Genomic DNA, 14045 nt, shown 5'->3' on the forward strand with positions numbered 1-14045 from the left:
GCTGCGGTGCCGACTCCTGCGGGGGAGAGACGTTGTCAATCCTTGAACTGCATCTCGTAAAGCCGTGTGTAAAGACCGTTTTGGGCCACAAGCTGTTTATGGGTGCCCCGCTCCACAATGCGTCCCTGGTCCATGACCAATATCGTGTCGGCATGCAACACCGTCGAGAGGCGATGGGCGATGACAAACGTTGTCCGGTTCTTCATCAGATTTTCCAGGGCTTCCTGGACCATTTTCTCGCTTTCGGTGTCGAGCGCGCTGGTTGCTTCGTCAAGAATCAACACCGGGGCATCCTTGAGCAGTGCGCGGGCAATGCAGATTCTCTGACGCTGTCCGCCTGAAAGCCGAACCCCACGGTCGCCAATGTTCGTTTCATATCCTTCGGGCATGGCACTGATAAAGTCGTGGGCGTAGGCAGCCCGGGCAGCCTGCTCGACCTTGTCGAGTGAGGCATCGGGGCGACCATAGCGGATATTATTGGCAATCGTGTCATTGAAGAGAATGGTTTCCTGGTCTACCAAAGAAAGCTGGCTGACCAAGTCTGAGTGGCGGATGGAGCGAACATCGTGAGAATCCAGCGTCACGACGCCGTCAGAAACATCAAAAAACCTGGCAATAAGCGATACGAGGGTGGTTTTGCCCGCGCCGGAGGGGCCGATCAGCGCGATGATTTGGCCCTTTTGCGCCACAAGGTTGATATCTTCCAGGATCGTATTGTCCGCATACTTGAAGCTGACGTTTTTGAACTCCACAATCCCCTGCGTATGGGGCAGGGCCGTCGCATGGGGAGGGTCTACAATCTCCGGCTGGGCATCAATGATTTCAAATACCCGTTCAGCCGCACCCAGACAGCGCTGACTGTCATTGTAGGTGCTGAGAAGTTTTTTAAAAGGGGAGTAGACTAGTGCCATGGCGGTAACAAATGAGAAAAAGTCGGCCGCCGTCATCCTGCCCGACATAACCGATTTGCCGCCAAAGAAAATTACACCGGCTATGCCAAAGGATGTGATGATCTCGATAACCGGTGCTGATAGGCTACTGTATTTGATCCCTTTTCTGAAATAGTGGTAAAAATCTTCATTTGATTTGGCGAATTTATCGATCTGGCGCTTTTCGAGACCAAATGCCTTGATTACTTTTATGCCGCTGAAGGCCTCCTGAAGAATGCTGGTTATGTCGCCCGAACGTTCCTGGCCTATCTTCGAAACACGCTTGATTTTTTTTCCGATAAGTTGTGCCGGGTATATGGTCAGTGGAATAGCCAGAAACGAGATGATCGCCAACTGCCAGTCCCGATAAAAGATCACCACCAGCAAGGAAATAACGGAGATGCCATCCCGAAAAACGCTGGTAATAATATTGCCGGCGCCATCCTGCATCACGTAAACGTCGTTGAATACTCGTGATATCAGGGAGCCTGTCTGGTGTCGCTGAAAGAACCTCAAGTCAAGGCGCAGGCAGTTACTAAAGACCTCCTTGCGTATATCATTGACAGCCAGTTGTGCGGCAGAGCGCATGAAAAATTCGTTTGCAAAGCGACATAGTCCCCTGATTGCAAATAAAATGATCACCAAAAATGGCATAAGTGAGAAAATCAGGAGGTCTTTTGCCACGAAAATTTTATTCAGTACAGGGGCTATGAAATATGCAAAGGCGCCGTCCATTGCTCCATAGGCAGTTGATGCCAGTGCGGCAATGGTTATGCGCCACCAGTACGGTTTCAAGTATTTTGTAAGTCTGATGAAATTATTCATAATTAATGGTTGGCACCATGCTTTTTGCCAAGCTTGGCCAACTCCCCGGTCTCTCCGTTACTCATTGTAGTCAAATGCCCTGTAGCCGTGCTTTTTTACCAGTTCGTCCCGCTCCGCGCTTTTCAGGTCTTCCCGCACCATCTCGGCCACCAGCTCGCGGAAGCTGATCCGGGGAGTCCAGCCCAGTTTCTCCCGTGCCTTGGTCGGGTCGCCCAGCAGGGTCTCCACCTCGGTGGGCCGGAAGTAGCGCGGGTCGACCCGCACAATGACCGCCCCGGTCTGGTCGGTGCCGGTCTCGTCAACGCCGCTTCCCTGCCAGGTGATCCGGATTCCCAGCTCTTCGGCCGCCGCATTGACGAAGTCGCGCACGCTGTGTTGCTGACCGGTGGCGATCACCCAGTCCTCCGGCTGATCCTGCTGCATCAGCAGCCACTGCATCTCGACGTAGTCTTTCGCGTGTCCCCAGTCCCGCAGGGCATCCAGGTTGCCCAGGTACAGGCAGTCCTGCAGCCCCAGCTTGATCCGGGCCAGAGCCCGGGTGATCTTGCGGGTCACGAAGGTCTCCCCCCGCACCGGTGATTCGTGGTTGAAGAGGATGCCGTTGCAGCCGTAGATGCCGTAGGCCTCGCGGTAGTTGACGGTGATCCAGTAGGCGTACAGCTTGGCCACCGCATAGGGGGAGCGGGGATAGAAGGGGGTGGTTTCCTTCTGGGGGATCTCCTGCACCAGACCGTACAGCTCGGAGGTGGAGGCCTGGTAGAAGCGGGTTTTCTTTTCCAGCCCCAGGATGCGGATCGCCTCCAGGATACGCAAGGGGCCGATGGCATCGGCATTGGCCGTGTATTCCGGGGTCTCGAAGGAGACCGCCACGTGGGACTGGGCCGCCAGGTTGTAGATTTCGTCCGGCTGCACCGACTGGATGATCCGGATCAGGTTGGTGGAGTCGGTCATGTCGCCGTAATGGAGGATCAGACGGCGGCCGGTATCATGGGGGTCCTGGTAGAGGTGGTCGATCCGGTCGGTGTTGAAGAGCGAGGCGCGGCGTTTGATGCCGTGTACTTCATACCCCTTTTCCAGCAGCAGCTCCGCCAGGTAGGCGCCGTCCTGGCCGGTGATGCCGGTGATGAGTGCTTTTTTCATGAGGTGTCTCCCGCTTCAGTTGGCGTTCTTTTCGCCAAAATTAAACCATCCTACTTGAGCCTCCCCGGCAGGTCAATGCCCGATCGTTTACAGGCCGTAGTAGGCGCGGTACCAAGCCACAAATCGGCCAATCCCCTCGTCGAGGGGGGTGGCGGGAGCAAAGCCGGTATCCCGGGTCAGTCCATCGATGTCGGCGCAGGTGACCGGCACCTCACCGGGCTGCATCGGCAGGAAGTTGACAACCGCGCTCCTGCCCAGGTGCGCTTCCAGCGTCTGCACCAGGGTCAGCAGTTCCACCGGCCGGTTGTTGCCGATGTTGTACACCCGCCAGGGGGCGAAGCTGCGTGCCGGGTCGGGATGGTCGCTGCGCCAGCCCGGATCGGGGGCGGGGGGCTGCCCGGCGACCCGGAGGATTCCCTCCACGATGTCGTCGATGTAGGTGAAATCACGCTGCATTCGGCCCTGGTTGTACAGGTCGATGGGGGTGCCGGCCAGGATGGCGCGGGTGAAGGAGAAATAGGCCATGTCGGGCCGCCCCCAGGGGCCGTAGGCGGTGAAGAAGCGCAGCCCCGTGGCGGGCAGGCCGTAGAGGGCGGCGTAACTGTGGGCCATCAGTTCGTTGGCCTTCTTGGTGGCGGCGTAGAGGGAGAGGGGATGGTCCACCGTGTGGTGCTCGGAAAAGGGAACCGTGCTGTTGGCGCCGTAGACCGAGCTGGAGGAGGCGTAAACCAGGTGCGGGGTCTCCTGCCGCCGGCACCCTTCCAGAAGGTTGGCGAATCCGGTCAGGTTGCTGTCGATGTAGGCTGCCGGGTTGACCAGGGAGTAGCGGACCCCGGCCTGGGCCGCCAGATGGATGACGGCGTCGAAACGCTCCCCGGCGAAGAGGGTCGCCGTGGCATCGCGGTCGGCCAGATCGGCCCGGACGAACCGGAACCCGGCGTGTTCCGTGAGCCGCGCCAGGCGGGCTTCCTTGAGGGAGACCGCGTAGTAGTCGTTCAGGTTGTCGCATCCCGTCACCCGCTCGCCCCGCTCCAGCAGGCGACTGGCAACATGGTAGCCGATGAAGCCGGCAACGCCGGTAACCAGGAACGTACTCATGACATCTCCTTGTCGAGCGACTGCCGCAGTGCCCGCGCCGCCGCCACCACCTCGTCGGCACTGATGGCGGTCATGCAGCGGTGGTCGGTGGGGCAGTGGCGCAGCTTGCAGGGGGCACACTCAACGTCGTGGCGGACGATCACGGCCCGCTCACTGCAGGGGGCGGTGCCGGTATGGTCGGTGGGGCCGAAGATCGCCACCAGCGGCACGCCGAAAGCGGCGGCGATATGCATGGGGCCGGAGTCGTTGGTGACCACGAAGGAGCAGCGTTTGATAAGAGCCATCAGCCGGCGCACCGAGGTTTTTCCCGCCAGATTGAGGCAGTTTCCGGCCAGCTCCCCGTCAATAACCCTGACGATGTCCTGCTCACCGGGGCCGCCGAACAGCACGGTCCGCGCTCCCCACTCACCGGCCAGCTGCCGTGCCACCTCGGCAAACCGCTCCGGATACCAGCGCTTGGCCGAGCCGAAGGTGGCGCCGGCGTTGATTCCCAGCAGGGGCGTTTCCGGGCCGATTCCCTGCTCCGTCAGGAAGGCGGCAGCCTCCGCCTCTTCCTGCGGGGTCACCGCCAGAAACGGATCGCGGGCCGGGCCGGTGATGCCGAAATGTGCCAGCAGGTTGCAGTAATACTGCACTTCGTGGATCGGCGGCTCCTGCAGCGGCTCCCGGTAGCGACCGGTCAGAAGCAGGCTGCGCCCGTCGGACGCCTTGCCCAGCCGTTGGGGGATACCGGCCAGAAACGGCACCAGGGCCGAGTCGAAGGAGTTGGGCAGGATCAGGGCCAGGTCGAACCGCTCCCGCCGCAGGTCCGCGGCAAGCCGCAATCGTCCGAACAGTCCCTTGTGGCTGCCGGAGCGGTCAAAGGTGATCACCCGGTCCAGCGCCGGATGGTTGAGCAGCAACTGGGAGACCAGCGGGTTGGCCAAAAGGAAGATCTCCGCGTTGGGCCAGGTTTCCCGCACTGCCTGCAGGGCCGGGGTGGTCATGACCGCATCGCCGAGCCAGTTGACCCCCCTGACCAGGATGCGTTGCGCTGCGGGTGGTTGCCGGCGGCTCACGGCTCCGTCTCCTGCAGGCGTTCCGCTTCCTCCAGCAAAAGCACCGGGATGTCGTCGATCATCGGGAACAGCAGGCCGCAGGTGCGGCAGAGCAGCCCCTGGTTGTTTCCCGCCTGTTCCAGCGGACCGTTGCAGGCCGGGCAGGCCAGTATGTTCAGGAGGGTGCTGTCCATTGTTGATCAGTTCCTTGTGAGATGTTCACGCCAGACGGCATTGTTGGATGACCCGCTCCAAGGCCTGCGTAAGCGGTGCGGCATCCTCCAGCTCCACCGCCAGCCGTGCCGCCACGATGCGGCTGCGCAGCTGCTCGTCGACCGCCAGCAGCTTGACGGCATCTTTCTCCGTGGTCAGCAGCCACGCCGCCTGAGCGGCCTGCTGCATCTGTTCCAGCAGCCCCAGGGTTTCCCCGCCGTAGGGCTCATGATCCGGCAGTGGAAGCCGGGCTATCGGCCGGATACCAGTCGCTTCCAGAGCGCTGAAGAATCCCGCAGGATCGGCAATACCGGCAAAGGCTACGGTCCGGGCAGCGGCGAGCAACGATACATCCAACGGCGTCCCATTGTCCAGCCGATGGAACGACACCAGCCGGTGGCGTGAGCGGCAGCAGGGACGGTCGGGCAGCGCTGCTGCAGGGGCAGCGTCGTTGCAGCGGGTAAGAATCAGCAGATCGGCCCGCTCTGCAGCGCCCCGCGGTTCCCGCAGCAGCCCCGCCGGCAGGGAGAGGCCGTTGCCGAAGGGGCGGCGGCAGTCCAGGAGCAGAATATTCAGGTCGCGGTACAGACGGAGATGCTGGAACCCGTCGTCCAGCAGGAACACATCGGGGCTGAGTTGCCGGACGGCCAGTTGGCCGGCCCGGTAGCGGTCCGCACCCACAACCACTGACAGCCCCGGCAGAGAACGGGCCAGCAGATACGGCTCATCGCCGCACTGCTGCGGGGTAAGCAGCAGCGAGCCGCCGTCTGAGACCACGGCGCAGCTTCCCTCCAGGGAGCCGCCGTATCCCCGGGAGAGCACCGCCACCTTCAGCCCCTGATCCATCAACAGCTTGGCCACCAGGGCGGTTACCGGGGTCTTGCCGGTCCCCCCCACGGTGATATTGCCGATGGAGATCACCGGCACGGGCAGGCGGTGGGTGGTGAACAGCCGCCAGCGGTAGAACAGGGGACGCAGCCCCAGCAGGGCGCCGTACAGCAGCGCAACCGGCAGCAGCACCAGGGTAAGCAGGCGGGCTCCCGGGCTGCGGTTGCTGCCGTCGGCCATGGCGCGCCAGTATGACTCCAGGCGACTTTTCACAGGGACCGGGCCACCACGTCCATGATCCGTTCCGTGGCGCCGCCGCTGTCCCGCAGCATCTTCAGGCCGTTGGCGCCGAGCACCTGGCGCAGGTCCGGACTGTTCAGGAACTCTTTCAGCGCCTCGGCAAGTTCCGCAGTATCGGTCACCTGCACCCCGGCGCCGTACTGCAGGGCCAGGGCGGCGATATCCCGGAAATTGGCCATGTGGGGACCGAAGATGAGGGGAATCCCCAGGGAGGCCGGTTCCAGCAGGTTGTGGCCGCCGGTGGGAACCAGGCTGCCCCCCACAAAGGCGAGATCGGCCAGGGCGTACAGCTTCATCAACTCACCCACCGTGTCCACCAGCAGTACCTGACCGGGAGCCAGCACGGCACCATCGGTCAGGGTGGTGCGGCGACGGCAGGCCAGGGTGTTTTTCTCCATCAGCGCCGCCACCTCGCCTGCCCGCTCCGGATGACGCGGCACCAGCACCAGTTGCAGGTCGTTACGTTGCTGCGCTGCCTGGCGCCAGACCGGCACCAGCAGTTCCTCTTCGCCGGGGTGGGTGCTGGCGGCCACCACCACCAGCCGACCGGCCGGAATACCGTACTGGCGACGCAGGTCGTGACGCTCCTCCACCGGCACCTGGCGCCAGGGGATGTCGTACTTCAGATTGCCGCAGACCATGGTCCGCTCTTCCGGTGCGCCGATGGCGATGATCCGGTCGCGGTCCGCGTCGCTCTGCATGCAGCAGTGGGAGAACAGGGCCAGGGGGTGACGGAAGAACCAGGCCAGTTTGCGGTAGCGACCGATGGAGCGGTCGGAAATCCGGCCGTTCACCAGCAACAGCGGAATGCCGCGACGATCCGCCTCCCGGCAGAACGTGGGCCAGATTTCGGTCTCCATGATGATGATCAGGCGGGGGGCGACGCTGGTGAGGGCCGCCCGCACCGCCGGAAGAACGTCAAAGGGGAAGTAGATGCAGCAGTCCGGCTCCGGAAACCCCGCCGCCACGGCGCGGCCGGTTTCGGTGGTGACCGACATCAGCAGGCCGTGGTCGGGGTAGCGGCTCTTCAGGGCTTTGAGCAGGGGGCGGGCCGCCATGGCCTCCCCCACGGAAACGGCGTGGAGCCAGATCACCGGCCGACCGGCCAGCCGCTTTGTCACTGCCGACGGCAGCCATCCCAGCCGTTCGGCAAACCCTGGCGACCGTCCCCTGCTCAGGGAACGGTAGAGATGCCAGGGGAGCAGCAGCGGCAGCAGCAGCAGGGCAAGGATCTGGTAGAGCGCGAGCAGCATCGCCCCGTCAGCCGGCGATTTTTTTCAGCAGCCAGGCCATGTTGGTTCCCAGGTCCCGCATGGTCTTGATCCCCTCCTCATCCTGCTCCACCTCGCCGATGGTGCGGCCGATGCCGATGTTCCAGTAGCTGGAGCCGACGATGATCATCTGGCCGATGGTGAAGAAGTGGTTGATGGTGTCGAAGACGTGGATCGCGCCGCCCCGGCGCACCGCCACCACCCCGGCCCCTGCCTTGCGCTTGAACATGTCGCCATTGGCCCGGGCCACCATGCCGCAGCGGTCGATCAACGCCTTTGCTTCGGGGCTGATGCCGGCGAAGTAGGTGGGGGAACCGATGATGATGCCGTCGGCCTGGTCCATCTTTTCAAGACACTCGTTGATCACGTCGTCGGTGACGTCGCAGCGGCGGTCTTTGGCGCTGAAGCACTTGTAGCAGGCGATACAGCCGTGGATCGGCCGGCCGGCCAGTTGCACCAGTTCGGTCTCGATCCCCTCCTTGTTCAACTCCTCAAAGGCGTAGTTGATCAGTTTGGCGGTGTTGCCGTCCTTGCGGGCACTGCCGTTGAATGCGACTACCTTCATGAGAATTCCCTCCTACAGTCTGTTGGTTACCCGCTTGAGCAACAGGGAGTTCAGCACCACCGATATCGATGAACAGGCCATGGCCAGACCGGCGTACTCGGCCTTGAGCACGATCCCCCAGGAAGAAAACAGACCGGCGGCCACCGGGATGCCGATCAGGTTGTAGATCAGGGCCCAGAAGAGGTTCTGCTTGACCTTGGCCAGGGTGGCCCGGCCGATGGTGACGGCCCGCACCACATCCTGCAGGTCGTCCCGGATCAGGACGATGTCGCCGGTCTCCCGGGCCACGTCGGTGCCGCCGCCGATGGCGATCCCCACGTCGGCGGCAGCCAGGGCCGGGGCGTCGTTGATGCCGTCTCCGGTCATGGCGGTCACCAGTCCCCGCTCCTGCTGTTCTTTGACCAGCTCCAGCTTGCGGCCCGGCAGCACCTGGGCCTCGAAGTCATCCACCCCGGTCTGGGCCGCCACGGCGGCGGCCACGGCGGCATGGTCGCCGGTGACCATGACGGTCCTGATCCCCAGCCGCTTCAGATCGGCAATGGCCCCGATTGACGTGGGTTTCACCGTGTCGGCCACGGCCACGATTCCCAGCAGGGTCGTGTCGGCGGCAACGTAGATCAGCGACTTGCCGCCGGATGCCAGCTGCTCCGCGGTTTCATCGATTGCGGCGCACCGGACCCCCTCCCGCTCCATCAAGCGGCGGTTGCCTGCCAACAGTCGTCGGCCGTCGTGGCGGCAGCTGATGCCGTGTCCCTCGCTCTCGTGGATGTCGTCGGCCGCAGCGGGAGCGATTCCCTCGGCCGCGGCGGCAGCCACCGCAGCCTGGGCCAAGGGGTGGGTGGAGGCATGTTCGGCGGTGGCCAGGCAGAAGAGCAGCTGACCGCGGTCCACCCCCGGCAGGGGAACCAGATCGGTCACCACCGGCGTGCCGGCGGTGATGGTGCCGGTCTTGTCCAGCAGCATCACCTGCAGGCGGGCGATGGTCTCCAGGGCCGAGCCCTTCTTGACCAGGATGCCCCGGGACAGGGCCACGCCGCTGCCCACCATGATGGCGGTGGGGGTGGCCAGTCCCATGGCGCAGGGGCAGGCGATGACCACCACGGCAATGCCGAAGGTGAAGGCGGTGACGAAGGGAACCTTGAACAGCAGCAGCCAGACGGCAAACACCGCCAGGGCCAGCAGCACCACCGCCGGCACGAACCAGGCGGAAACGGCGTCGGCGAACCGCTGGATCGGCGCCTTATCCCCCTGGGCGTCCCGTACCATGCGGATGATCTGGGACAGCAGGGTGGTTTCACCGGTGCGGGTGGCCCGCACCACCAGACGGCCGTTCTGGTTGAGGGTGGCGCCGGTGACGCTGTCTCCCGGCTGCTTGGGCACCGGCAGGGATTCGCCGGTGATCATCGCCTCGTCGGCGCTGGAACGCCCCTCCACCACCTCGCCGTCCACCGGAATGGTCTCGCCGGGGCGCACCACCACCAGATCCCCCACCCTGACCAGGGAGGCAGGGATCTCCTGCTCGCCGTCGGCAGTCACCAGCCGGGCCCGGTCGGCCTGCAGGCGGGCCAGTTTTTTCAAGGCTTCTCCCGCCTTGCCCCGTGCCCGCGCCTCCAGGTACTTGCCCAGCCGGATGAAGGTGATCAGCCAGGCCGAAGTTTCGAAGAAGACGTCGTGGCTGCTGCCCAGCAGGCCGAAAAAGGCCGCGACGGAGTAGCCCCAGGCGGCGGTAGTGCCCAGGGCCACCAAAAGGTCCATGTTGCTGCTGCCGTTTCTGAGGGCGGACCAGGCGCCGCGATAGAAGGCCAGGCCGGCACTGAACTGGACGACGGTGGCCAGGATCAGGTTCAGCCAACCGATCTCCCGCAGGTGGTGCAGGGTCATGGTGGCCATGATCGGCAGGGAGAGCACCAGGGAGAAGAGGAACCAGCGGCGTTGCTGCCGCAGTTCATCCTGTTCCGCCTCCTCGACCTGCTCCTCGTTCACCGGCGTGTAGCCGGTTTCCCGCACCAGTTGGAACAGGGCATCCTTGTCCATCTGCGCGGGATCGAACCGGACAAAACCGCTGGAGGCGGCCAGGTTGACTACGGCGGTGGAAACGGCGGGATGGGCCAGCAGCGCCTTTTCCAGCCGGGCCACGCAGGAGGCGCAATGCAGGCCGGTGACACCGAAGGTCAGTTCGGTGGCCGGATGTTCGGATTGGTCGTTCATGCGTCCTCCCCGGGTATCCGGTCGAAATCGCCGGAGAGCCAGTGTTCCCAGGCGATCTTGATGGCGGCGGTCAGCGGCAGTGCCAGCAGCACTCCCCAGAACCCCATCAGTTCGCCGAAGGCCATGACCACAATGATGGAGAGCAGGGGGTTCAGGTTCATCGACTTCTTGAAGACCAGCGGTTTGATCAGGTATCCCTCAAGGAAGTAGACAATGGAAAAGACCAGCAGCACCTTGAACAGAATGGCGCCGGTGCCGAACTTGAGCCAGGCCAGCAGCAGGGCGGGCAACAGGGCCAGCACCACGCCGATGAACGGCAGCACCGAGGCGGCGCCGGCAAACAGTCCGCAGAGGATCGGGCTGGGGATGTCCAGGAGGTAGAGGGGGGGGATCAGCACCAGCGCCACCATGATGGAGACCAGCACCTGGCCCCGTACGTAGCCGCCGATGCTGTCGTTCACCTCGTTGCTGATGGTCAGGACCAGCGGCCGCCGCCGGGGCGGTATCCAGGACTCCAGGGTTTCACTGATCCGCCCCTTGTAGTAGAGCATGAAAAAGACCAGCACCGGCGAGAGCAGGATGTTGAAGACGTTAAAGGCCACGCCGCCGGCAAAGTCGTAGAACCAGGCGCTGATCGCCTGCAGCATGGTGTCCACGTTGCCGGTCAGCTTGTCGGTCAGCCAGCGGATTTCCTCGGAGCCGTACTGGGCCGGCAGGTGGGCCTGCCAGTCGGCCAGCAGCAGCTTGAGCCGTTGCAGGTAGTCGGGCAGGTTCTGCACCAGGTTGTGCCAGTTGATGGTCAGCATCGGTACCAGGAAGGTGAGGCAGAAAACGGTCAGCACCCCCAATACCAGGTAAACCAGGATGATGGCGTGTATGCGCCGGAAACGGCGCACTTCCAGCTGCACGACCAGCGGGTCCAGCAGGTAGGCGATGACGAAGGAGAGCAGGAAACTGGAGATGGTATGGCGCAGGCCGTAGCCGATCAGAACGATCACCGCCACCAGCATGATAGCGGCGATCAGGCGGGTATGACTGCCTGATCGCTGGCTGGTAAACGGTTCAAGGGGAGACATGGCGGAAGCCCGCTCAGTTGACGGCGTGCAGGCTGGTGGAGTGGGAAAAGAGGTTGTGTTCTTCCAGCCAAGCCATGACCCGGTTGCTGACGAAGGAGTCGCGCAGTTCCGCCAGACGGTCCTCCTGTTCCGGGAAAAAGGGAAGGATATCGGCCGGGTTGACGTAGGGAGGCTTGCCGGAGAGGGCATGCTCCAGCAGCCGGCGCAGCTCCTGGTCTTCCTGGGCATGCAGGAAGCCGGTCAGAATGCGGCGTTCGTCGGCGCGGTCCAGGGGGGGGATGGCCAGAAACCGCTCCTGCTGGCGTTCCATCTGCTCCCAGAAGCTGTCTTCCAGATCGGCTCCCACGGAGAAAATCTCCCCGGTCATCCGGTCGAAGAAATAGATCCGGTCCGCTTCCATATTGGCAAAGGCCTTGACCAGGTGATCCCAGGCCACGGTGACACTGTACGGCATCTGCTGCTCCTTTTCTTTCGGTTGACAGGCAGGCTGCGGCGCTGCACAATCGCGCCACCATGCGTGCCATCTTTCTCGCCGACGCCCATCTGCGCCATTCCGACGACGCCAACTACCGGCTGCTGCTGCACTTTCTCGACGAACAGCGGGGCAGGACCGATCTGCTCTGCATCCTGGGGGATCTGTTCGACTTCCGGGTCGGCCTGCCCTCCCTGGAGTTTCCGGAACAGGAGGCGGTACTGGATGCCCTGGCAACTCTCTCCCGCAGCGGCACCCGCCTGGTCTACCTGGAAGGGAACCACGACTTCCACCTGGGTGCCGCCTTTGCCGGGCGGATCGGCTGCGAACTGTACCGGGGGCCGGTGACGCTGGAGGTCGATGGCATGCGGCTCTATCTCTGCCACGGTGACCTGGTGAACCGGGCCGACTGGCGCTACCGTCTGCTCTACCTGCTGTTGCGCAACCCTGTTACCCCGCTGGCAGCCGGACTGGTGCCGGCCGGGGTGTTGCACCGCATCCGCAGCAGCCTGCAGCGGAGCAGTCAACGCCGCTACCGTCATGACCGCGTGCGCTGGGATTACACCGCCATCATCCGTTCCTTTGCCGCCACGATCCGGGCGGGGGGGGGCGACGCCCTGGTGTTGGGCCATTTCCACCAGCCGTTGCTGGAACAGCGTGACGGCTTTACCCTGCTGTCCCTCGGGGACTGGATTGAGCACTTTTCTTACGGACAGCTTGAGAACGGTTCGTTTTCACTGTCTTCCTATGCTTCGTCTCGCTGAGCTTCCTCACCGACGCCCGCACCTGCGGCAACGGCGGCGCCTGCTCCACCTCATCCTTGAAGAAGGTGGTCAGGGCATGTTCCCCCACCTGTGACGCCTTGATCCGCCACCTGCCGTCGTTGATCACCAACGCCAGCACCGCAATTTTCGGGTTGTCCGCCGGGGCGTAGGCGGTGAACCAGCTGTAATGCCCCGCCGGGTCGTCACCGCTGATGCTGCCGGTCTTGGCGGCCACCTGCATGACACTCAGCAGCCGGCGTCCGTCGTGGGTCCGGAAGGCCCGGCCCGAGGTGCCGCTGGTGACGGTGGTGAGCAGCATCCGGCGCAGGTCCTCGGCGACCTTGGGCTGCACCACGCGGGCCAACTCGCGGGGGGGCTCGAAGGGAACCTCCTGGCCATCGCGGATGGTGCTGTCCACCAGGCGCGGCGCCATCATCACCCCGTTGTTGGCGATGGCCGCGGTAATGGCTGCCGCGTGCAGCGGCGATACCTGGAGCCCATGGTCCAGCCCCGACCCCATCAGGCGCAGTCCCCGCACCGTGTCCGGCACCGCGGCCCGGCTGGGCTGTAGCGGCAGGGATGCCAGCAGGGGACGGTTGAAGCCGAAGTTGGCACAGGTGGCCTCAAGGGCCTGTTTTCCCAGCAGATCGCTGGCCAGCTTGCCGTACACCGGGTTGACCGATTTGCCCATGGCCTGGGTCAGGTCCATCCGCTGGCCGCCCCGCCGGGGATGGGGGTCCCAGCCGTCCGGGTTTTCCGACACCGCCCGTCCCCGAAACGTCATCTCCGTGGAGGGGGTTACCGCACCCCGCTCCAGTGCCGCCGCCGCGGTGACCACCTTGAAGAGGGACGCCATCGGAAACAGCCGATAGGCGGCGTCAAGGCTCCAAGCGGGATGCTGGGACGACGCGTTCAGGGACAGTATCCGGCCGCTTGCCGGTTCCAGGGCGATGAACAGGGCGTAGGGGGGGCGGTACTCCTCAAGGTACTCCTGCATCTCCTGCTGGAAGCGGGGGTTGATGCTGTAGCGCAGCAGGGTGCCGTCGTAGGCCGGAGCCGACAGGCTGCCCGCCGCCTCCGTGGCGTGGGGCAACAGGGAACAGGCGACCGGGAACAGGGCGTCTCCCGTGGGCAGCGGCGGGGTGGGGGGCTGTTTCGGACGGAAGGCGACGGCGTCGGCTCCCTTGCGGACCAGCAACACCGTCGCGGGTATCAGCAGCAGCGCCAGAAGGACAACCATCCCCAGCAGTTTCAGACGCCTGCGGCCCCTGTTTCTGCGGGTATGCGTTCCGCTGCCTTTGAAATCCCTCATGCTGCTC

General features: G+C 63.9%; 13 protein-coding genes. 1 reads left to right on the plus strand and 12 read right to left on the minus strand.

All coding sequences use genetic code 11. From position 1 onward, the window contains the following. Positions 1-35: 35 nt before the first annotated feature. The 11 genes from msbA to RAK07_RS03335 form a co-directional block, all read right to left on the minus strand. On the minus strand, positions 36-1754 hold the full coding sequence (gene msbA / locus RAK07_RS03285) for a lipid A export permease/ATP-binding protein MsbA (RefSeq protein WP_305731423.1): 1719 nt from the start codon (positions 1752-1754) through the stop codon (positions 36-38). Between the two features lie 57 nt (positions 1755-1811). Next, the gene (gene gmd, locus RAK07_RS03290; RefSeq protein WP_305731424.1) at positions 1812-2894 is read right to left on the minus strand and encodes a GDP-mannose 4,6-dehydratase; all 1083 of its coding nucleotides are present in this window, start codon (positions 2892-2894) and stop codon (positions 1812-1814) included. 87 nt (positions 2895-2981) lie between these two features. Then, positions 2982-3992 (minus strand): NAD-dependent epimerase, encoded by a 1011-nt coding sequence (locus RAK07_RS03295; protein ID WP_305731425.1) that lies wholly within the window; start codon positions 3990-3992, stop codon positions 2982-2984. After that, positions 3989-5050, minus strand: a complete 1062-nt coding sequence (gene waaF, locus RAK07_RS03300; RefSeq protein WP_305731426.1) for a lipopolysaccharide heptosyltransferase II — start codon at positions 5048-5050, stop codon at positions 3989-3991. The genes RAK07_RS03295 and waaF overlap by 4 nt, the downstream gene beginning before the upstream one ends. Next, on the minus strand, positions 5047-5223 hold the full coding sequence (locus tag RAK07_RS03305; RefSeq protein WP_305731427.1) for a Trm112 family protein: 177 nt from the start codon (positions 5221-5223) through the stop codon (positions 5047-5049). The genes waaF and RAK07_RS03305 overlap by 4 nt, the downstream gene beginning before the upstream one ends. Before the next feature lie 25 nt (positions 5224-5248). Further along, positions 5249-6343, minus strand: a complete 1095-nt coding sequence (gene lpxK / locus RAK07_RS03310; RefSeq protein ID WP_305731428.1) for a tetraacyldisaccharide 4'-kinase — start codon at positions 6341-6343, stop codon at positions 5249-5251. Continuing rightward, positions 6340-7623: a 3-deoxy-D-manno-octulosonic acid transferase gene (locus RAK07_RS03315; protein ID WP_305731429.1), complete on the minus strand. Its 1284-nt coding sequence runs from the start codon at positions 7621-7623 to the stop codon at positions 6340-6342. Before RAK07_RS03315 ends, lpxK begins: the two co-directional genes overlap by 4 nt. A gap of 7 nt (positions 7624-7630) precedes the next feature. After that, entirely contained in the window at positions 7631-8206 is a 576-nt protein-coding gene (locus RAK07_RS03320; protein ID WP_305731430.1) for a flavodoxin family protein, read from the minus strand. 12 nt (positions 8207-8218) lie between these two features. Beyond that, entirely contained in the window at positions 8219-10414 is a 2196-nt protein-coding gene (locus RAK07_RS03325) for a heavy metal translocating P-type ATPase (RefSeq protein WP_305731431.1), read from the minus strand. Continuing rightward, on the minus strand, positions 10411-11490 hold the full coding sequence (locus tag RAK07_RS03330; protein ID WP_305731432.1) for an AI-2E family transporter: 1080 nt from the start codon (positions 11488-11490) through the stop codon (positions 10411-10413). Before RAK07_RS03330 ends, RAK07_RS03325 begins: the two co-directional genes overlap by 4 nt. Positions 11491-11503: 13 nt before the next feature. After that, positions 11504-11944, minus strand: a complete 441-nt coding sequence (locus RAK07_RS03335; RefSeq protein ID WP_305731433.1) for a UPF0158 family protein — start codon at positions 11942-11944, stop codon at positions 11504-11506. A gap of 59 nt (positions 11945-12003) precedes the next feature. On the opposite strand from RAK07_RS03335, the gene RAK07_RS03340 reads away from it, so the two are divergent. After that, positions 12004-12726, plus strand: a complete 723-nt coding sequence (locus RAK07_RS03340; protein WP_305731434.1) for a UDP-2,3-diacylglucosamine diphosphatase — start codon at positions 12004-12006, stop codon at positions 12724-12726. On the opposite strand, the gene RAK07_RS03345 is transcribed toward RAK07_RS03340, so the two are convergent. Beyond that, positions 12629-14038, minus strand: a complete 1410-nt coding sequence (locus RAK07_RS03345) for a penicillin-binding transpeptidase domain-containing protein (RefSeq protein ID WP_305731435.1) — start codon at positions 14036-14038, stop codon at positions 12629-12631. The genes RAK07_RS03340 and RAK07_RS03345 overlap by 98 nt on opposite strands. Positions 14039-14045 lie beyond the last annotated feature (7 nt).

This window comes from Trichlorobacter ammonificans (assembly GCF_933509905.1).
Lineage (GTDB): Bacteria > Desulfobacterota > Desulfuromonadia > Geobacterales > Pseudopelobacteraceae > Trichlorobacter > Trichlorobacter ammonificans.

What these genes read in the sequence shown, in the direction of transcription:
- RAK07_RS03340 (WP_305731434.1), top strand. Translation starts at nt 12,004, where the DNA reads ATGCGTGCCATCTTTCTCGCCGACGCCCATCTGCGCCATTCCGACGAC.
- RAK07_RS03305 (WP_305731427.1), bottom strand. Translation starts at nt 5,223, where the DNA reads ATGGACAGCACCCTCCTGAACATACTGGCCTGCCCGGCCTGCAACGGT.
- RAK07_RS03320 (WP_305731430.1), bottom strand. Translation starts at nt 8,206, where the DNA reads ATGAAGGTAGTCGCATTCAACGGCAGTGCCCGCAAGGACGGCAACACC.
- RAK07_RS03345 (WP_305731435.1), bottom strand. Translation starts at nt 14,038, where the DNA reads ATGAGGGATTTCAAAGGCAGCGGAACGCATACCCGCAGAAACAGGGGC.
- RAK07_RS03335 (WP_305731433.1), bottom strand. Translation starts at nt 11,944, where the DNA reads ATGCCGTACAGTGTCACCGTGGCCTGGGATCACCTGGTCAAGGCCTTT.
- msbA (WP_305731423.1), bottom strand. Translation starts at nt 1,754, where the DNA reads ATGAATAATTTCATCAGACTTACAAAATACTTGAAACCGTACTGGTGG.
- RAK07_RS03330 (WP_305731432.1), bottom strand. Translation starts at nt 11,490, where the DNA reads ATGTCTCCCCTTGAACCGTTTACCAGCCAGCGATCAGGCAGTCATACC.
- RAK07_RS03315 (WP_305731429.1), bottom strand. Translation starts at nt 7,623, where the DNA reads ATGCTGCTCGCGCTCTACCAGATCCTTGCCCTGCTGCTGCTGCCGCTG.
- RAK07_RS03295 (WP_305731425.1), bottom strand. Translation starts at nt 3,992, where the DNA reads ATGAGTACGTTCCTGGTTACCGGCGTTGCCGGCTTCATCGGCTACCAT.
- RAK07_RS03325 (WP_305731431.1), bottom strand. Translation starts at nt 10,414, where the DNA reads ATGAACGACCAATCCGAACATCCGGCCACCGAACTGACCTTCGGTGTC.
- gmd (WP_305731424.1), bottom strand. Translation starts at nt 2,894, where the DNA reads ATGAAAAAAGCACTCATCACCGGCATCACCGGCCAGGACGGCGCCTAC.